Source organism: Rhodococcus opacus (assembly GCF_012396235.1).
GTDB classification, from domain to species: domain Bacteria; phylum Actinomycetota; class Actinomycetes; order Mycobacteriales; family Mycobacteriaceae; genus Rhodococcus_F; species Rhodococcus_F opacus.
Genome location: NZ_JAAXPA010000016.1, coordinates 130,810 through 148,363 on the forward strand (window position 1 = coordinate 130,810; position 17,554 = coordinate 148,363).

A 17,554-nucleotide genomic window follows, 5' to 3' on the forward strand; every position below is an offset into this window, starting at 1 on the left:
CCGCACGGCCGGCCGGCACTGCACAACGCTGAGATCCACCGGCGCGGAGAGGAAATCATGTCCACACAGCAAGATCTGGACCTTGCCAGTCACAAGGTCGTCCACGACGAGCGGGTGAAAGAACAAAAACGCCTGCAGCGTCTGCTGGTCCGCCCCGAGATCGGTTCCCTGTTCGGTGCGATCGCCATCTTCGTCTTCTTCATGGTCGTCGCACCCCCGTTCCGCAGCCCCGAAGCGTTGGCCACGGTGCTCTACGCCTCGTCGACGATCGGGATCATGGCGTGCGCGGTCGCACTGCTGATGATCGGCGGGGAATTCGACCTCTCCGCCGGCGTCGCCGTCACCACCAGCTCCCTCGCGGCGTCGATGATCGCCTACAACCTGCACCTGAACCTGTGGGCCGGCGCCGCCCTCGCCCTGGTCGTCTCGCTGGCGGTCGGGTTCTTCAACGGGTACCTGGTGATGAAGACGAAGATCCCCAGCTTCCTGATCACGCTGAGCTCGTTCTTGATGCTCACCGGTATCAACCTGGCGGTCACCAAACTCGTCACCGGCCAGGTCGCCACCCCCAGCGTGTCCGACATGCAGGGTTTCGACTCGGCGAAGAAGGTGTTCGCGTCCTCGTTCGAGATCGGCGGGGTGTCGGTGCGGATCACCGTGGTGTGGTGGCTGCTGTTCACCGCGATCGCCACCTGGGTGCTGTTCAAGACCCGGATCGGGAACTGGATCTTCGCCGTCGGCGGCAACCAGGACTCCGCCCGCGCGATCGGCGTCCCGGTCACCAAGGTCAAGATCGGGTTGTTCATGACCGTCGGGTTCGCCGCCTGGTTCGTCGGGATGCACCTGCTGTTCTCGTTCAACACCGTCCAGTCCGGGCAGGGTATCGGCAACGAGTTCCTCTACATCATCGCCGCGGTCATCGGCGGCTGCCTGCTCACCGGCGGGTACGGCACCGCGATCGGCGCCGCGATCGGCGCGTTCATCTTCGGCATGACGAACCAGGGCATCGTCTACGCCGGCTGGAACCCGGACTGGTTCAAGTTCTTCCTCGGCGCGATGCTGCTGTTCGCGGTCATCGCCAACAATGCCTTCCGCAACTACGCCGCCAAGAGGTGACCGCATGAGTACCATCGAACAGATGCCCGTCGATACCGAACCCGGTGGTGGCGACAAGATCCCGCTGATCGAGCTCAAACACGTCGGCAAGCGGTACGGCAACATCATCGCCCTGCAGGACATCAACCTGCGGGTGCGGGCCGGGGAGGTCACCGGTGTCCTCGGCGACAACGGAGCCGGCAAATCCACCCTGATCAAGATCATCGCCGGCCTGCACCAGCAGAGTGAGGGTGAGTTGCTCGTCGACGGCGAGGCCATCACCTTCGGCTCACCGAAGGAAGCGCTCTCCAAGGGCATCGCCACGGTCTACCAGGATCTGGCGGTGGTGTCGCTGATGCCGGTGTGGCGCAACTTCTTCCTCGGCCAGGAACTGCGGAAGGGACCGCTGAGGTCCCTCGACGCGAACGGGATGCGTGCCACCACGATGTCCGAGTTGTCGAAGATGGGCATCGAGTTGCCCGATGTCGACGCCCCCATCGGCTCGCTGTCCGGCGGTCAACGCCAGTGCGTCGCGATCGCCCGGGCGATCTTCTTCGGCGCCCGCGTCCTGATCCTCGACGAGCCCACCGCCGCCCTCGGCGTCAAGCAGTCCGGGATGGTGCTGCGCTACATCTCCGCCGCCAAGGAACAGGGCTTCGGAGTCGTGTTCATCACCCACAACCCGCACCACGCCTACATGGTCGGCGACCACTTCGTCCTCCTCAACCGCGGCCGCCAGAAACTGGACTGCACGTTCGACGAGATCAGCCTCGAAGAACTCACCCAGCAGATGGCCGGCGGCGACGAACTCGAAGCACTCACCCACGAACTGCGGCGTTAGGCACCGACACGACGATGCGCCCGGCACACGTGCCGGGCGCATCGTTCGTTTCGAGTGGATCAGACCTTCGCGTTCGCTTTCGCCTTCGTGAGCGCGACATCCTCCTTGTCGAGGTCGATCAGGGGAGTGCGGGAGTTCTCCTTGGCGGTGGAGGCAGAAGCCGCGGCGATGAGCGCGCAGACGGCGGTGAAGATCGCCACCGGCACCCAGTTCTTCGGGTCGGCGCCGCGCAGTGCCTGGGCGATGGTCGGAGCGAATCCGGCGAGAGCGAAACCGAGCTGCGTGCCGATCGCCATACCGGAGTAGCGAACCCGCGACGAGAACATCTCGGCGTAGAACGCCGGCCAGATGGCGTTGGTCCCGGCGTAGACGCCACCCATCAGCAGGATGCCGGCGAGGAAGATCATCGCCACGTTGCCGGTGCCGATCGCGGCGAAGTACAGGAAGATTCCGGCGGCCGAACCGATCGCGCCACCGATGAACACCGGCTTGCGGCCGATCCGGTCGGACAGCATGCCGAGCAGCGGCTGCGAGACCAGGGCCACCGCGTTGGCGGCGATCGCGACCCACAGCATGGTCGTGCGGCTCATCCCGATCTCGGGGGTGGTGGCGTAGGCGAGGCCGAACACGGAGAACACGGTGCTGACGACGGCGATGAACGCGCAGAAGACCACACGGAGAACGTCACGCCAGTGCGTGCGGAAGAGGTCGACGACGGGCAGCGGGGCGGGCGTCTCGTCCAGTGCTTCCTTGTTGGCGATGAAGATCTCGGGCTCTTCGAGCTTGCGACGCACGATGTAGGCGACGACGAGGACGAGGAGGCTGCACCAGAACGGGACGCGCCAGCCCCAGCTGTAGAGGGTCTCGTCGGGCAGCGCCGCGACGGGGATGAACGCGAGGCTCGCGACGATGAAGCCGGCCTGGGTACCGGTGAGCGTCCAGCTGCAGAAGAAGCCGCGACGGTGGGCGGGGGAGTGCTCGAGGGTGAGTGAGCCCGCACCCGACTGTTCGCCGGCCGCGGAGACGCCCTGGCAGATGCGCAGGAGCACCAGTAGCACCGGGCCGACCATTCCGGCCTGCTCGGACGACGGCAGACAGCCGATCAGGAACGTGACGACGCCCATGAGAACCAGGCAGAACATCATCACCTTCTTGCGTCCGGCCCGGTCGCCGAAGTGTCCGACGAACACGGCGCCGATCGGACGCGCGATGTAGGAGATGCCGAAGGTGGCCAGCGACAGCAGCAGCGGATTCTTCGATCCCTCGAAGAACACGTGCGGGAAGACCAGCGCAGCAGCCGAGGCGAAGATGTAGAAGTCGTAGTACTCGAGCAGGCTGCCGAAGAAGGCGGCCTTCGCGGCCTTCTTCGCGTTGGTGGGATCAGCGTTGGGGTCGACGGAGGAGCGGCCTTTGCCGTCACCGTTTCGACCGGAGACGCCGGTGCCGTAGTCGATGGTCATCGATACTCCTGGGGAGCGAGGAAAGTGAACACGGGCGGCTCGGAAGAGCAGGTGTTCGTAGGTCGTAGAAGCAAGGTAACCCCGGTCACAGCCTCGAGTCAATAATGGTCGAAATGGTTAGTTCATAATTTCCCGGGCTGCTGCAGGTACGCCAGGACGACGTCGCCGATCATTGCGCGCAGGTGGGGGCGGTTCTCCGCGCCGGTGAGATCCCAGTCGAACAGCGCCTTGAACGTGTACCGATTCGCCACCCGGAAGACGCAGTACGAGCTGATGAGCATGTGGATGTCGAGCGCCGTCGTGTCGGTGCGGAAGATGCCCGCCTCCTGTCCTCGCTGGAGGATCCGCTCGAGCGTGCGAATCGCCGGAGCCTGCGTCTCGGGGAGCCCCTCGGCCTGGACGAGGTTGGCGCCGCGATTCGTGTTCTCGATCGCGACGAGACGGATGAAGTCCGGGTGGGCCTCGTGATGGTCGAACGTCAGCTCGGCGAGCGCGCGGATCGCCTCGGTCGGCTCGAGGTGGTCGACGTCGAGCTGGGACTCCTCGTAGCGGATCTCCTCGTAGGCCCGCTGCAGTACTGCCCGGTACAGCCCCTCCTTGTCGCCGAAGTAGTAGTAGAGCATCCGCTTCGTGGTGGCGGTCTTCGCCGCGATCTCGTCGATGCGGGCCCCGGTCAGGCCCTTGTCGGCGAATTCCGTCATCGCCACCCGCAGGATGTTCTCCCGGGTCTTCTCGGGGTTACGGGTCCGTTTGACCGTTTCCTTCTCGGAGGTCGCGCCCGTCGTCTCGCTTCGTGTCATCGGTGAAACTCCTGCCTGTGCTGTCTTCCGCGCGGTATGGAGGTATGCTACCGTGACATAACTCACTAGATAGTTAATTAGCTCCCAGTCCTCTCCCGGAAGTGATCGCCATGACCTCTCGTGACCTCGATGCCCCCACCGCTCGCCCGTCGTACCTGTGCGGTCTGATCGGCACCGGGATCTCGAAATCGCTGACCCCGCCGCTCCACGAGGCCGAGGGTCGCGTGCAGGGCGTCGGGTACGTCTACCGGATCCTCGACCTCGACACGTTGGGCGTGGGCGTCGAGGGACTGCCGCAGCTCCTCTCGGCCGCCAAACTCCTCGGGTTCAACGGGCTCAACATCACGCACCCGTGCAAGCAGGCCGTCATTCCGCTGCTCGACGACCTCTCCGACGACGCGCGCAAGCTCGGCGCGGTCAACACGGTCCACATCGACGGCGGGCGCCTGATCGGCCACAACACCGACTGGTCCGGATTCGCGCGCAACATGGACGAGGGTCTCGAAGGCGCGCCCATGAACCGCGTCGTGCAACTCGGGGCCGGTGGGGCCGGCGCGGCCGTCGCCTATGCCGCGCTGACCCGGGGTGTCGGACACTTCACGATCATCGACGCCGACGCCGCGCGCTCGAAGGATCTGCGCGATTCGCTCGCCGAACTGTTCCCGGACCGGGAAATCGCTGCCGGCGACCTCTCCGCCGTTCCCGCCGCCGTCGGTGCGGCCCAGGGCCTCATCCACGCGACGCCGATCGGCATGGCGGCCCACCCCGGCATGGCACTCGACGCCGCGCTGCTGCGCCCCGACCTGTGGGTCGCGGACGTCGTCTACCGTCCCGCCGAAACCGAACTCCTCCGCCGCGCCCGCGAGATCGGCGCCCGGACTCTCAGCGGAATCGGCATGACCATCGGTCAGGCCGTCGACTCCTTCCGGATCTTCACCGGCCTCGAGCCGGACGCCCAGCGGATGCGTGAGCACATGGGTCTGCTGTTGCAGGCAGAGGACGCCGCCGCGCTCGCCGGCGCGTAAAGCACCTGCACCCCATTTCTGCACCCGCACCGCTTTTCGCGAAAACGGGTGCGGATGCAGAGAAAGGGATTCGCGCAGACTGTGACCGTGAGGTTATTGCTGCTGGCCGACACCCATGTCCCGAAGCGGGCACGAGACCTGCCCGCCCGGGTGTGGGACGAGGTCGACCGCGCCGACGTGGTGATCCACGCCGGCGACTGGGTCGATCTCCCCACTTTCGAGGCCTTGCAGGCGCGATCGGCGCGGCTCGTGGCGTGCTGGGGCAACAACGACGGCGAGGAACTGCGCGCCCTGATGCCCGAGCGGGCGGACGTGAGCCTGGCCGGGGTGCGCATCACCGTCGTGCACGAGACCGGGGCCTCCGCCGGCAGGGAGAAACGGATGTCGGCCGCCTACCCGGACACCGACGTCCTGATCTTCGGGCACAGCCACATTCCCTGGGACACCACCACGGAAACCGGACTGCGACTGCTGAACCCGGGATCACCGACGGATCGGCGACGGCAGCCGCACTGCACGTACATGACCGCCACCGTCCGCGACGGTGAACTCGGCGACGTCGAATTACACCGGCTGTGACGAGCCCGACTGCTCCGTGGCAGCCGTGGACGTCCATTCTCGGCCCAGAATGGGCATCGGCGGGCAGGCACGAAGCCTGCCCGCCGATGCGTGCATTCGAGGCGCTGGATCAGACCCGCTCGAACACCGCGGCCAGTCCCTGGCCGCCGCCGATGCACATGGTCTCGAGCCCGTAGCGGGATTCGCGACGGTCCATCTCCCGCAGGAGGGTGGCGAGAATGCGGCCGCCGGTGGCGCCGACGGGGTGTCCGAGGGAGATGCCGGATCCGTTGGGGTTGAGGCGTTCGTCGGTAGGGTCGAGGTCCCAGCTGCGGAGGACGGCGAGGGTCTGTGCGGCGAAGGCCTCGTTCAGTTCGATGACCCCCATGTCGGACAGCGACAGTCCGAGCTGACCGAGGGCCTTCTCCGTGGCGGGCACCGGGCCGATGCCCATGGTGCGCGGCGGGACGCCGGCCACGGCCCAGGACGCCATGCGAGCGAGGGGCTTCAGTCCGAGTTCCTTCGCCTTCTCGGCGGTCGTCACGATGCACACGGCGGCACCGTCGTTCTGCCCGCTGGCGTTGCCTGCGGTGACGGTGGAGGCGGAGTCGATCTTGGAGCGGATGGCGCGGAGCTTCGACAGCGACTCCACCGTGGTGTCGGCGCGGGGGTGCTCGTCCTTGTCGACGACGAGCGGGTCCGACTTGCGTTGCGGCACCGTCACTCCGACGATTTCCTCGGCGAAGCGTCCCGATTCCTGTGCGGCGACGGCACGCTGGTGCGACTGCACGGCGAGCGCGTCCTGGTCCTCACGGCTGATGTCGAACTCGGCGCGCAGGTTCTCGGCGGTCTCGATCATGCCGCCGGGCACGGGGAAGTTCGCACCGCCGGCGGTGACGCGGGCGCGGGCGAGCCGGTCCGCGAGTTGCACCCCTTCGCCCTTGACGCCCCAGCGGATGTTCGGGTTGGTGTAGAACTCGGCCTGGCTCATGGATTCGGCGCCACCGGCGAGGACGAGGTTGTTGCCGCCGGACGCCACCTGGAGCACTGCGGTGATGACGGCTTGCAGACCGGATCCGCAGCGGCGATCCACCTGCATGCCGGGGACGTCGATGCCGAGTCCGGCGTCGAGGGCCGCGATCCGGCCGATGGCCGGGGCTTCCCCGCCCGGGGACGCCTGGCCCAGGATGACGTCGTCGATCTGGCTGCCCTCGATGCCGGTGCGTTCGACGAGCGCCGTGATGACGGTGGCCGCGAGGCTCTGAGGGGTGATGTCCTTGAACATTCCGCCGAAGCGCCCGACCGGCGTTCGCAGGGGCTCGCAGATGACGACGTCACGCATGGAAAGACCTTTCATGAAGTTTCCTCGGGCACTGCGTCAGCGATTGACGGTGGCGAGGTCCTGTTCGATGTCGGTTGCGGTGACCCGCAGCGACGGGATGAGATCGGAATGCAGATCCTCGAGGCTGTATCGCGCGGCCGGAGTGGAGATGTTCACCGCGGCGACGGTCAGCCCGGAGGCGTTGCGGATCGGGGCGGCCATCGACCGCAGGCCTGCCTCGAGTTCCTGGTCGAGAACGCAGATACCGTCCGCGCGGACCGCGAGAATCGCAGCCTTCAGGTCGTCGCGGGCCGTGATCGTGCGTTCGGTGAGCCGCTGGATGTCGAGCTTCTCGAGGTAGGCGTCGAGTTCGTCGTCGGGCAGTCCCGCCAGCAGGACCCGGCCCATCGAGGTGGCGTACGCGGGGAGCCGGGTACCGATGGTGATGCCCACCGTCATGATCCGGCTGACGGGCACCCGGGCGACGTAGACGATGTCGGCACCGTCGAGGATCGACACCGACGACGACTCGTGGACCTTGTGGCTCAGCCTCTCGAGGTGCGGCTGCGCGACCTCCGGCAGCGACAGGCTCGACAGGTAGCTGTATCCGAGTTCGAGCACCCGCGGGGTGAGCCAGAACGCGGAACCGTCCGTGGCCACGTAGCCGAGCTCGACGAGGGTGAGCAGAAATCGGCGTGCGGTGGCACGGGTCAGGTCGGTGGCGCGGGCGACGTCACTGAGCGTGCGCCGCTGATTCCGGTTGTCGAAGCAGCGGATCACGGCGAGGCCCCGGGCCAGCGACTGCACGTAGTCGGGGGACGGGAGGATCTTCTCCGTCGGTTCGGTAGCGGTCATGTCTGCGAATTCTCCTCCGTGGCCCCGGTGTCGGTGGAGGACAGGTCGGCGAGGGCCTGTTTGCCGAGCGCGAACCCGAGATTGCTGTTGGGCACTCCGGCGTAGACGGCGGTGTGCAGGAGCACCTCGCCGATGGTGTCGGCGTCGACACCCGCGCGGAGGGCGGCGCGGATGTGCATGTCGAGTTCGTGCTCGTTTCCGACCGCGGTGAGGACGGCGATCGTGAGCAGCCGCCGCAACTCGTGGTCCAGCCCGGGGCGCGACCAGATGTCGCCCCACGCGGTGCGGGTGATGAAGTCCTGGAACGGTGCCGTGAAGTCGGTGGTTCCCGCCACGGAGCGATCCACATGCGCGTCGCCGAGAACCGAGCGGCGCACCGTCATTCCCTGTGCGTGCGCGGCGCGACGTCCGCGCGCGTACCCGCCGCCGGCGATGTGTTCGCGCAGCAGCGCCGTGACGGCGCCTGCCTGCTCGAGGTTCGCGACGTGGGCGGCGGGGGAGAGTACCTCGAACCGGGCACCGGTGATGCCGTCCGCGAGGATCTGCATGACCGACGGCGGGGTGGACGGATCCTCCTCACCCGCGATCACCAGCGTCGGCGCGCTGATGCGGGACAGGTCGGCGGTGAAATCCCAGTCCGCGAGGGCGTCGCAGCACGCGGCGTATCCCTCGGGGGACGTCGACGCGATCATCTCGCGGTAGTGCCGGACGAATTCCGGATCACGCTTGGCGAGCCCCTCGCTGAACCACCGGGCGACAACGGCGTCCGCGAGCGACTCCGGACCGTCGGTGCGCGATGCCGCTGCCCGCTCGGTCCAAGCCTGCGGTTCACCGAATTTCGCGGCGGTGCACAGCAGCGACAGCGACAGCACCCGGCGCGGAGTGTGCGCGCCGAGCCACTGGGCGATCGCACCGCCCATGGACAGTCCGACGAAGTGGGCGGCGTCCACGCCGAGCGAGTCGAGCAGGGCGAGAACGTCCTCGGACAGGTCGCGGACGGAGTACGGGCCGTCCGGTGCCGGCGACTCGCCGTGGCCGCGTTGATCGACGGCGACCACCCGGCATTCGTCGGACAGCGCCGCGATTTGCGGGTCCCACATGGACCGGTTGGAACCGAGCGATCCGAGCAGGACCACGACGGGGGCGTCCGCCGCGCCGTTTCGGGGTCCGGAGATTTCGTGTGCGAGTGCGACTGTCATCGCGTTCCTTCCCGGCCGCGGGCCACTGTCTCCAGTGCGCGGTCGACGATGTCGTGGGCGTGGCCGAGGTATCCGGCGGGGTCGAGCAGGGCGCGGATCTCGTCCGCCTGCAGGTATTCGAGGAGCCCCGGATCCTCGTCGAGAGGGCTTCCGGTCTCGCACGCGGCGGTCACGAGGTCGCGCGCGTTGTCGGTGCGGGCGGACAGGGCGCCGGTGACTCGTTCCGCGAGGAGCAGGCCGCCGGTGATGTCGAGGTTGCGGGCCATCGCATCGGGGTGGACGTTCAGTCCGCCGAGCGAGTCGGCGATGCGCGCGACGGCTCCGCCGGTGAGGCGCAGCAGGTCCGTGAGCGTTTCCCACTCGGCGTGCCAGGCACCCGCGGCGCGCTGCTGCTCGTGATCCATCGAGCCGAGGATCGTCGCGACGAGTCCCGGGGTGCGGCGAGCCGCGGCACGGGCCGCGATCGCGGCGACCGGATTGCGCTTGTGCGGCATGGCCGACGAACCGCCGGGTGACCCTTCGCTGACCTCACCGACCTCGGTGGACGACAGGAACACGATGTCGGTGGCGATCTTGGACACCGCGCCCGCGGCCGTTCCGAGCGCCGACGCGAGCAGTGCGATGCGGGTGCGATCGGTGTGCCAGGGCACGTCCTGACGTGCCAGCCCGAGTTCGTCGGCGAGCACGTCGGCGACGTCGAGGCCGTGCGGGTAGAGCGCAGCGGACGTGCCGGCCGCACCTCCCAGTTGCACGGGGAGGCCGTCCAGTGCGTCGAACAGCGCGCGAGAAGCCCTGTGCAACGCCGTCATCCACCCGGCGGCGAGCACGCCGAACGTGGTGGGGAGGGCCTGCTGGCCGAGTGTGCGGCCGGCGGTCGGGGTGTCGCGCTGGGCCCGTGCGAGCGCCTCGGCGCACAGCACCGCCTCGTCGAGGGACGCCAGGATGTGCGCCCCCGACCGGCGGCACAGCAGCATCAGGGCGGTGTCGAGAATGTCCTGACTCGTGGCGCCCTTGTGCACATGGCTTCCGGGCGCTCCGAGATCGGCGGCAGCGACCTCGCCGCGGAGCAGTTTCACCAGCGGGATCACGGGATTACCCCCCGCTGCGGCCGCCTCGCCGAGGGCGCCCACATCCACGGATCCCTCGGCGACGACGCGCGCGAACACCGACGAAATGGCGTCGGCGGACGCGGCGGGGATGACGTCGCATTTCGCTTCCGCCCGGGCCAGTGCGGCCTCGACCTCGACCATCGCGGTGACCCACGCCCGGTCCGAGAGCAGTGCCGACAACTCGCCGGCACCGAACGTCGGATCGAACAGGGCACCCCGGGAAGGCTCCGGAGAGTTCACGCGCGACACCTTTCTGGGTTGTGAACGGTTACAGGGCGAAGAACGGGGTTTCCCGTCCTTCTGTGTTCTGCACGTGGATCGTCAGGTGGTATCCGCGATCCGTCTTCTCCGCGATCAGCTTGGGGCGATCTGCTTCCGGGACGGCGGAGAGCACGGGGTCCGATGCGTGCGCGTCCGTGTCCTCGGGGAAGTAGAGCCGCGTGTACAGCCGCTCGAGCATGCCGCGGGCGAACAGTCCGACGTTGATGTGCGGAGCCTCGACGGCGCCGTCCTCGGCGGGAAGTGCGCCCGGCTTGACCGTGTGCACCACGATAGTGCCGCTCTCGTCGGCGAACACGCGTGCCAGGCTGCGGAATCCGGCGGGGGTCGCCTCGGCGGCACCGCGGGGATCGGTCGGGCTGTTGAACCGGCCGGCCGCATCCGCCTGCCAGGTTTCGATCATCGCGTCGCCGATGGGCTGTCCGGCGCCGTCGATGACGTTGAAGGACACGTCGATTCGTCCCGGCGCATCCTCGGGGACGGCCTCGCCGCTGTTCTCCCACGTGGGGAACAGGCCGATGTGGACGTACGGGCCGACGGTCTGGGACGGGGTGACGCCGAACGGCACCTCGTCCTGGCTCTTGGCGAAGACCGGGTAGCGGGGGGCGTCGGGGTTCTGGGTGTCGATCATCAGTGGCCCTCCGGGTCCTCGAACGGGGTGGCGTCCTGACCGCGCAGGACGATGTCGAACTTGAATCCGACGGCCCAGTTGTCGCGGGTGTGGTCGTAGTCGAACGTGCTGATCATCCGCTCGCGGGCGGCTTCGGGTACGGAGTTGTAGATCGGGTCCTGGAAGAAGAACGGATCGTCCGGGAAGTACATCTGCGTGACCAGCCGCTGGGTGAACGCCTGACCGAACAGGGAGAAGTGGATGTGCGCGGGCCGCCACGCGTTGTGGTGGTTGCCCCACGGGTAGGCGCCGGGCTTGATGGTCGTGAACTCGTAGTGGCCGTGCTTGTCGGTCAGGCAGCGGGCGACACCGTTGAAGTGGGGGTCGAGCGGGGCCGGCCAGGAGTCCATCTTGTGGCGGTAGCGGCCTCCGGCGTTGGCCTGCCACACCTCGATGAGGGTGTCGGGGATGGGTTTGCCCGCACTGTCGAGGACGCGGCCGTGGACGATGATGCGCTGTCCCTGGGCCTCGCCGCCGTTGGCGTGGGTCATGTCGTTCTCGCCCTTGGCGATGTCGGCGTCGCCGAAGACCGGACCGGTGATCTCGCCGAGTCGCTGCGGGACCAGGATCAGGTCGTTCTTGGGGCTGCGCAGCCGAGTCGTCTTGTACTCGGGGAACAGCAGCGGGGCATTCGCTTCGTGCCCGGCGTGGTGGTGGGCTGGCAGATGCAGCATGGAAAAAGATCCTCACGTTCTCGATGTGAACAGTCGGCCGCTATTCGCACATAGTAGTCGCGTTCTGTGATGGGGCCAACAGGCAGGGCGTAATTTGTTCGCAATGTGGATGGGTGTTCACTACTCGAACATTTTGCGGTAGCCTGGGTCACATGGTCAACAAAGTCTTCGCAACGGCGGCCGAGGCCGTTGCCGATGTCCCCGACGGAGCGTCCCTCGCGGTGGGCGGCTTCGGCCTCGTCGGTATCCCCTCGGTCCTCATCGACGCCCTCCTCGCACAAGGTGCCACCGACCTCGAGACGGTCAGCAACAACTGCGGCACCGACGGTTTCGGTCTGGGTCTGCTCCTCGAGCAGCACCGGATCCGGCGCACGATCAGCTCGTACGTCGGCGCCAACAAGGAATTCGCGCGGCAGTACCTCAGCGGGGAGCTCGAGGTCGAGCTCACTCCGCAGGGCACGCTTGCCGAGCGCATGCGCGCCGGGGGAGCGGGCATCCCCGCCTTCTACACCCCCGCCGGTGTCGGGACGCAGGTCGCCGACGGCGGTCTGCCGATCCGCTACGACGGCCAGGGCGGCATCGCGGTGGCGAGCAAGCCCAAGGAGACCCGCGAGTTCGACGGGGAGGCCTTCGTCCTCGAACGCGCCATCCGAACCGACTTCGCGCTGGTCCACGCGTGGAAGGGTGACCGCCTCGGCAACCTCGTGTACCGGGAGACGGCCCGAAACTTCAACCCGGACGCCGCCGGCGCCGGTCGCATCACCATCGCGCAGGTCGAGTACCTCGTCGAGCCCGGCGAGATCGACCCCGCCGAGGTGCACACCCCCGGCATCTTCGTCCAGCGTGTGGTCGAGGTCGGCAAGCAGGAAACGGGAATCGAGAACAGGACGGTGCGGGCATGAGCTGGACGCGTGACGAGATGGCGGCCCGGGTCGCGGCCGAGCTGGAGGATGGGCAGTATGTGAACCTCGGCATCGGAATGCCCACCCTGATCCCCGGTCACATCCCGGCCGGCAAGGACGTCATCCTGCACTCGGAGAACGGCATCCTCGGCGTCGGGCCGTACCCGACCGACGACGAGGTCGATCCCGAACTGATCAACGCGGGCAAGGAGACCATCACCGTGGTCCCCGGCGGCGCGTTCTTCTCCTCCTCCGACTCCTTCTCGATGATCCGCGGCGGCAGCGTGGACGTGGCCGTTCTCGGCGCCATGCAGGTCAGCAGCCACGGCGACCTGTCCAACTGGATGGTCCCGGGCGCCATGGTCAAGGGCATGGGCGGCGCGATGGACCTCGTCCACGGCGCGGGCAAGGTCATCGTGATGATGGATCACGTCACCAAGAAGGGTGAGCACAAGATCCTCGAGGAATGCACGCTGCCGTACACCGGCAAGCGCTGCGTGCAGAAGATCGTCACCGATCTCGCCGTCATCGACGTCACCCCCGATGGCCTGCGGCTCGTCGAGACCGCTCCCGGCCACAGCGTCGAGGACGTCCAGGCGGCCACCGGCGCGAAGCTCCTCGTCGACGCCACCGTCTAGAAGGGCCCGCTCAGGCCCCGGTCTTCACGCGCTGGGCTCCGGCATAGACGCTCATCGACTCCCCGCGGAGGAAGCCGACGAGCGTCGTGCCGGATTCCAGTGCCAGGTCGACGGCCAGCGAAACCGGTCTGCGTGTCGTTCCGTGCTCGGTGATGCGGACGACCGGGCGTCGCGCGGTGACGCGCCCCATCACCTGCCGCCGGATTCGGGCGGACTGCATGTGGACGAGGGGCGGGTCATGAGTCCACAGCGGCCCCGAACCGGGCACGACGGCCAGTCGTTCCGCCGCGCCGCCGCGGTGTGCCCGTACCCTCTGGGCATGGGTGTGAGCGTGCGTGCTGCGACCGGATCCGACATCCCCGAACTGTCGCGCGTCCTGGCCGACGCGTTCTTCGACGACCCCGTGATGGTGTGGATGTGGCCGGATCCCGACGGCCGGCGGCGCGGCCTGCCGAGACTGTTCGCGGTGGAGATCCGCCATCACCATCTCGCCGGGGGCGGAGCCGAATTGGCCGAGGACGACGACGGCGTGGTTCGTGGGGCCGCCATGTGGGATCCGCCCGGTGGCTGGAAGCAGTCCACGTTGTCGTCGCTCCGCAGCCTGCCGGGGCTGGTCCGCGCGTTCGGCTCCCGGCTGGGCGTCGGGGCCGCGGTGAGCGGAACCGTCGAGGACGCACACCCGGTCGATCCCGTGCACTGGTATCTGGCGACGATCGGAACGTCGAGCGCGGGACGGGGCGGCGGCTACGGGAAGGCGCTGTTGCGGTCGCGGCTGGACCGTTGTGACGCCGAGGGGCTCCCGGCGTATCTGGAGTCCAGCAAGGAAGACAACATCTCCTACTACCAGCGATTCGGCTTCGACGTCACCGGCGAGATCCGGATCCCGGACGGCGGGCCCACGGTGTGGGCGATGTGGCGGGAACCCGTCCGCGACCCCTTAGGCTAAGCTCGGCAAGCCTTACCTAAGTGGATCGTAGTACCTGGTAGACGAGAGGGTCGCCGCATGAACATGGGTCAACAGAGGATCGGCCTGAGCCGACGCGGATTCCTCGTGGGCACCGGGGGAGCGCTGCTCGCGTTCGCCGCGGCCTGCAGCAGCTCGGACGGCGACGGCTCCGGCAGCGAGCCGTCGGGCCCCGTCATCGCCCACAAGTACGGCGAAACCCAGGTGCCGACCGACCCGCAGCGCATCGTCAGTGTGGGCTACAACGACCAGGACGCGATCCTCGCGCTCGGCGGCACGCTGGCCGGCACGTTCGACTGGTACGGCGACTACCCCTACGGCGTGTGGCCGTGGGCGCAGGACCTCCTCGGTGACGCGCAGCCCGAGATCGTGGGCACGGCGTCCACCAACATCGACTTCGAGAAGGTCGCGGCCGTCGCCCCGGACCTGGTGGTCGGCACCTACTCCGGCCTCACCCAGGCCCAGTACGACAAGCTGAGCGCCATCGCGCCGACGGTGGCGCAGCCCGCAGACTTCGCCGACTACGGTGTTCCGTGGCAGGACCAGACGAGGATCCTCGGCGACGCGCTCGGCAAGAAGGACAAGGCGGCCGAGCTCGTATCCTCCGTCGAGACGCAATTCGACGACGTCCGGGCCGCCAACCCGGCGTTCGCGGGAAAGACCGTCCTCGTCGGCGCGCTCAAGGGTCCGGGGCAGTTCGGTGTGTACGGCCCGGAGGACCCGAAGGTCCGCTTCTTCACCGAACTCGGCTTCGTGAATCCCCCTGTGACGGAGCAGATCACCGGCAACTTCGCCGAGATCAGCACGGAGCAGCTGTCGCTCGCGAACGTCGACCTCCTCGTCTGGTACGCGGGCGGCGGCTACGGCGACAAGCTGCGCGCGGAACTCGACAAGACGCCGATCTATCAGGAACTCGAGGTGGTGAAGGCCGGACGCACGATCACGCTCGAGGACGCCGCCGCCGAGGCGATGGCGTGGAGCACTGTATTGAGCCTGCCGTACGCATTGAACGAGATCCCGCCGCGGGTCGCGCCCCTGCTCGCCTGAGACGCGGATGTCCGACGGTGTGGGCCCGGTTCGTGATACCAACGACTCGTGACCGCGATTCCTGAACTCCACGCCGGAACTCCTTTCGACGACCTCGACGACTACCTCGCGCTCGGCCGCATCGGAAGCCTCGCGCTGTCCGCGGACGGGCGAAGGCTCGTCGTGGCGCAGTCGACGCTCGGCGAGAAGGCGACGAAGTACGTCACCGCCCTGTGGGAGATCGATCCCACCGGCGAGTTCGCGGCGCGCCGGCTCACCCGTGGCCGCAGCGGGGAGTCCAACCCGACGTTCACCAGCGACGGCGATCTCCTCTTCACGTCCTCCCGTCCGACGCAGGACGAGGACGACCTTCCCGACGACCTGTGGCGACTGCCCGCGCGGGGCGGCGAGGCGGTGGTCGTCGCGCGCCGAGGCGGCGGCATCACCGGGGTGCGCGCCGCACGGTGCGCGCCGCGTTTCGTCGTGACCACCGGGGTTCTGGGGAGATCCGGCGAGTCCGCCGACGACGAGCGGGTGCGCACCGAGCGCAAGGAGAAGAAGGTCTCGGCGATCCTGCACACGGGCTACCCGATCCGCTACTGGGACCACGATCTCGGTCCCGACGTGCCCCACCTGCTGTCCGCCCCACTGGACGCGCTCGCGGAGAACGGGCAGGAGCCGGAGCTGACCGACCTCACCCCGATGCCGGGTCCGGCACTGCGGGAGGCCAACTACGCGCTGAGCGACGACGGCGCGTTCGTCGTGACGTCGTGGACGGTTCCCGGTCCGCTCGCGTCGATCCGGAACATCCTGGTGCGCGTCGACACCGAGACGGGGGCGCGCACGGTCCTCGTCGACGACGCCGACGCCGATCTGTCGGACCCGGTGATCTCCCCGGACGGACGGCACGTCGTATTCACGCGGGAATCGCATGCGACCCCCGACTCCGCGCCCCGATTCACGCTGCACCGCTACAGCTTCGACAGTGGCACCGTCACCGAGGTGGCGCCCGGGTGGGATCGGTGGGCCACGTCCGTGGTCTGGCTGTCCGACGGTTCTGGGCTCCTCGTCACCGCCGACGACCGTGGGCGCGCACCGATCTTCCTGCTCCGTGACGGCGCGGACCCCACGCGGGTGACGACCGACGACTGCGCGTACACCGACCTGCAGGTGGCCCCCGACGGGTCGACGGTGTTCGCGCTGAGGGCGTCGTACGCGGCGCCGCCGCACCCGGTGCGCATCGACATCACCACCGGTGCCGTGTCACTGCTGAAGGCGCCCGCCGACCTCCCCGAGCTGCCGGGCGCGCTCACGGAGGTCGAGACGGTCGCCGCCGACGGCGCGGCGCTGCGCGCCTGGCTCGCGGTGCCGACCGGCGCCTCCGCCCACGCGCCGGTGCCTCTCGCGCTGTGGGTGCACGGCGGCCCCCTGGGTTCGTGGAACACCTGGTCGTGGCGATGGAACCCGTGGCTCCTGGTCGCGCGGGGATACGCCGTGCTGCTGCCGGATCCGGCGTTGTCCACCGGCTACGGGCAGGAGTTCGTCGAGCGGGGCTGGGGTAAGTGGGGCAAGGCCCCGTTCACCGATCTCATGGCGATCACCGACGCCGCGGTGGCACTGCCGGAGATCGACGAGAAGCGCACCGCGGCGATGGGCGGATCGTTCGGCGGTTACATGGCCAACTGGATCGCCGGACACACCGACCGGTTCAAGGCGATCGTCACCCACGCCAGCCTCTGGGCGCTGGACCAGTTCGGCCCCACCACCGACGCCGCCTGGTACTGGCAGCGGGAGATGACGCCCGAGATGGCGGTGGAGAATTCGCCTCACCTGTACGTCGCGGACATCGTCACTCCGATGCTGGTCATTCACGGCGACAAGGACTTTCGCGTACCGATCGGCGAGGGGTTGCGGCTGTGGTTCGAGCTGCTGTCCGAGTCGGGGTTGCCCGCGGACGACGACGGTCGCACCGAACACCGCTTCCTCTACTTCCCGGACGAGAACCACTGGATCCTCACCCCGCAGAACGCGAAGGTCTGGTACCAGGTGGTGCTGTCGTTCCTCTCCGAGCACGTGCGGGGCGAGGACGTCGCGCTGCCCGAGATCCTGGGCCGGTAGCCGGTAGCCGGCGGGCCGGG

At 68.2% G+C, this 17,554-nt stretch carries 17 protein-coding genes and 1 pseudogene; 9 read left to right on the top strand and 9 right to left on the bottom strand.

Going from position 1 to position 17,554, the window contains the following annotated elements; genetic code table 11:
* The first annotated feature begins 57 nt into the window (after window positions 1-57).
* Together HGB39_RS21785 and HGB39_RS21790 are read left to right on the top strand one after the other, a co-directional pair.
* Window positions 58-1,116 carry an ABC transporter permease gene (locus tag HGB39_RS21785; RefSeq protein ID WP_005261328.1) on the top strand — a complete coding sequence of 353 codons (1,059 nt, stop codon included), beginning with the start codon at window positions 58-60 and terminating at the stop codon, window positions 1,114-1,116.
* A gap of 4 nt (window positions 1,117-1,120) precedes the next feature.
* Complete coding sequence (locus HGB39_RS21790) at window positions 1,121-1,936, top strand: ATP-binding cassette domain-containing protein (protein ID WP_005261327.1); 816 nt, start codon at window positions 1,121-1,123, stop codon at window positions 1,934-1,936.
* Window positions 1,937-1,995: 59 nt separating this feature from the next.
* On the opposite strand, the gene HGB39_RS21795 is transcribed toward HGB39_RS21790, so the two are convergent.
* Together HGB39_RS21795 and HGB39_RS21800 are read right to left on the bottom strand one after the other, a co-directional pair.
* Entirely contained in the window at window positions 1,996-3,396 is a 1,401-nt protein-coding gene (locus HGB39_RS21795; protein WP_005562847.1) for an MFS transporter, read from the bottom strand.
* A gap of 122 nt (window positions 3,397-3,518) precedes the next feature.
* Window positions 3,519-4,196 carry a TetR/AcrR family transcriptional regulator gene (locus HGB39_RS21800; protein WP_005562849.1) on the bottom strand — a complete coding sequence of 226 codons (678 nt, stop codon included), beginning with the start codon at window positions 4,194-4,196 and terminating at the stop codon, window positions 3,519-3,521.
* Window positions 4,197-4,306: 110 nt separating this feature from the next.
* Between HGB39_RS21800 and HGB39_RS21805 the strand changes: the two genes are divergently transcribed.
* Together HGB39_RS21805 and HGB39_RS21810 are read left to right on the top strand one after the other, a co-directional pair.
* Window positions 4,307-5,221, top strand: coding sequence for a shikimate dehydrogenase (locus HGB39_RS21805; protein ID WP_005562852.1), 915 nt, complete (start codon window positions 4,307-4,309; stop codon window positions 5,219-5,221).
* Between the two features lie 87 nt (window positions 5,222-5,308).
* Window positions 5,309-5,800, top strand: a complete 492-nt coding sequence (locus HGB39_RS21810; RefSeq protein WP_005562854.1) for a metallophosphoesterase family protein — start codon at window positions 5,309-5,311, stop codon at window positions 5,798-5,800.
* Window positions 5,801-5,909: 109 nt separating this feature from the next.
* On the opposite strand, the gene HGB39_RS21815 is transcribed toward HGB39_RS21810, so the two are convergent.
* From HGB39_RS21815 to pcaH, 6 genes are read right to left on the bottom strand one after another with little or no spacing between them, the layout of a single operon-like run.
* Window positions 5,910-7,121, bottom strand: a complete 1,212-nt coding sequence (locus HGB39_RS21815; protein WP_064080461.1) for an acetyl-CoA C-acetyltransferase — start codon at window positions 7,119-7,121, stop codon at window positions 5,910-5,912.
* A gap of 36 nt (window positions 7,122-7,157) precedes the next feature.
* A complete protein-coding gene (locus tag HGB39_RS21820; RefSeq protein ID WP_005261320.1) occupies window positions 7,158-7,955 on the bottom strand; it encodes an IclR family transcriptional regulator in 798 nt (265 codons plus the stop codon).
* A complete protein-coding gene (gene pcaDC / locus HGB39_RS21825; RefSeq protein WP_005261319.1) occupies window positions 7,952-9,154 on the bottom strand; it encodes a bifunctional 3-oxoadipate enol-lactonase/4-carboxymuconolactone decarboxylase PcaDC in 1,203 nt (400 codons plus the stop codon). Before pcaDC ends, HGB39_RS21820 begins: the two co-directional genes overlap by 4 nt.
* The gene (gene pcaB, locus HGB39_RS21830) at window positions 9,151-10,503 is read right to left on the bottom strand and encodes a 3-carboxy-cis,cis-muconate cycloisomerase (protein ID WP_054247719.1); all 1,353 of its coding nucleotides are present in this window, start codon (window positions 10,501-10,503) and stop codon (window positions 9,151-9,153) included. The genes pcaDC and pcaB overlap by 4 nt, the downstream gene beginning before the upstream one ends.
* 28 nt (window positions 10,504-10,531) lie before the next feature.
* On the bottom strand, window positions 10,532-11,173 hold the full coding sequence (gene pcaG, locus HGB39_RS21835; protein WP_005261317.1) for a protocatechuate 3,4-dioxygenase subunit alpha: 642 nt from the start codon (window positions 11,171-11,173) through the stop codon (window positions 10,532-10,534).
* Window positions 11,173-11,886, bottom strand: a complete 714-nt coding sequence (pcaH, locus tag HGB39_RS21840; protein WP_005570064.1) for a protocatechuate 3,4-dioxygenase subunit beta — start codon at window positions 11,884-11,886, stop codon at window positions 11,173-11,175. The genes pcaG and pcaH overlap by 1 nt, the downstream gene beginning before the upstream one ends.
* A 152-nt stretch (window positions 11,887-12,038) precedes the next feature.
* On the opposite strand from pcaH, the gene HGB39_RS21845 reads away from it, so the two are divergent.
* Together HGB39_RS21845 and HGB39_RS21850 are read left to right on the top strand one after the other, a co-directional pair.
* The gene (locus HGB39_RS21845; protein WP_005248111.1) at window positions 12,039-12,788 is read left to right on the top strand and encodes a CoA transferase subunit A; all 750 of its coding nucleotides are present in this window, start codon (window positions 12,039-12,041) and stop codon (window positions 12,786-12,788) included.
* The gene (locus HGB39_RS21850) at window positions 12,785-13,426 is read left to right on the top strand and encodes a 3-oxoacid CoA-transferase subunit B (protein ID WP_005570063.1); all 642 of its coding nucleotides are present in this window, start codon (window positions 12,785-12,787) and stop codon (window positions 13,424-13,426) included. Before HGB39_RS21845 ends, HGB39_RS21850 begins: the two co-directional genes overlap by 4 nt.
* Before the next feature lie 10 nt (window positions 13,427-13,436).
* On the opposite strand, the pseudogene HGB39_RS21855 reads toward HGB39_RS21850, so the two are convergent.
* Window positions 13,437-13,553: pseudogene (locus HGB39_RS21855) on the bottom strand (formate dehydrogenase accessory sulfurtransferase FdhD); the annotation flags it as partial.
* A 192-nt stretch (window positions 13,554-13,745) separates the two neighbouring features.
* Between HGB39_RS21855 and HGB39_RS21860 the strand changes: the two are divergent.
* Genes HGB39_RS21860 through HGB39_RS21870 form a run of 3 tightly spaced genes read left to right on the top strand, consistent with a single transcriptional unit; the run spans window position 13,746 to window position 17,534 of the window.
* Window positions 13,746-14,372, top strand: a complete 627-nt coding sequence (locus HGB39_RS21860) for a GNAT family N-acetyltransferase (protein WP_064080463.1) — start codon at window positions 13,746-13,748, stop codon at window positions 14,370-14,372.
* A 57-nt stretch (window positions 14,373-14,429) separates the two neighbouring features.
* On the top strand, window positions 14,430-15,437 hold the full coding sequence (locus HGB39_RS21865; protein WP_005570060.1) for an iron-siderophore ABC transporter substrate-binding protein: 1,008 nt from the start codon (window positions 14,430-14,432) through the stop codon (window positions 15,435-15,437).
* Window positions 15,438-15,485: 48 nt separating this feature from the next.
* Window positions 15,486-17,534: a S9 family peptidase gene (locus tag HGB39_RS21870; protein ID WP_167117316.1), complete on the top strand. Its 2,049-nt coding sequence runs from the start codon at window positions 15,486-15,488 to the stop codon at window positions 17,532-17,534.
* Window positions 17,535-17,554: the final 20 nt, after the last annotated feature.

Coding starts and splice junctions, on each gene's coding strand:
- HGB39_RS21785 (WP_005261328.1), top strand. CDS start 58: ATGTCCACACAGCAAGATCTGGACCTTGCCAGTCACAAGGTCGTCCAC.
- HGB39_RS21790 (WP_005261327.1), top strand. CDS start 1,121: ATGAGTACCATCGAACAGATGCCCGTCGATACCGAACCCGGTGGTGGC.
- HGB39_RS21795 (WP_005562847.1), bottom strand. CDS start 3,396: ATGACCATCGACTACGGCACCGGCGTCTCCGGTCGAAACGGTGACGGC.
- HGB39_RS21800 (WP_005562849.1), bottom strand. CDS start 4,196: ATGACACGAAGCGAGACGACGGGCGCGACCTCCGAGAAGGAAACGGTC.
- HGB39_RS21805 (WP_005562852.1), top strand. CDS start 4,307: ATGACCTCTCGTGACCTCGATGCCCCCACCGCTCGCCCGTCGTACCTG.
- HGB39_RS21815 (WP_064080461.1), bottom strand. CDS start 7,121: ATGCGTGACGTCGTCATCTGCGAGCCCCTGCGAACGCCGGTCGGGCGC.
- HGB39_RS21820 (WP_005261320.1), bottom strand. CDS start 7,955: ATGACCGCTACCGAACCGACGGAGAAGATCCTCCCGTCCCCCGACTAC.
- pcaDC (WP_005261319.1), bottom strand. CDS start 9,154: ATGACAGTCGCACTCGCACACGAAATCTCCGGACCCCGAAACGGCGCG.
- pcaG (WP_005261317.1), bottom strand. CDS start 11,173: ATGATCGACACCCAGAACCCCGACGCCCCCCGCTACCCGGTCTTCGCC.
- pcaH (WP_005570064.1), bottom strand. CDS start 11,886: ATGCTGCATCTGCCAGCCCACCACCACGCCGGGCACGAAGCGAATGCC.
- HGB39_RS21845 (WP_005248111.1), top strand. CDS start 12,039: ATGGTCAACAAAGTCTTCGCAACGGCGGCCGAGGCCGTTGCCGATGTC.
- HGB39_RS21850 (WP_005570063.1), top strand. CDS start 12,785: ATGAGCTGGACGCGTGACGAGATGGCGGCCCGGGTCGCGGCCGAGCTG.
- HGB39_RS21860 (WP_064080463.1), top strand. CDS start 13,746: ATGGGTGTGAGCGTGCGTGCTGCGACCGGATCCGACATCCCCGAACTG.
- HGB39_RS21865 (WP_005570060.1), top strand. CDS start 14,430: ATGAACATGGGTCAACAGAGGATCGGCCTGAGCCGACGCGGATTCCTC.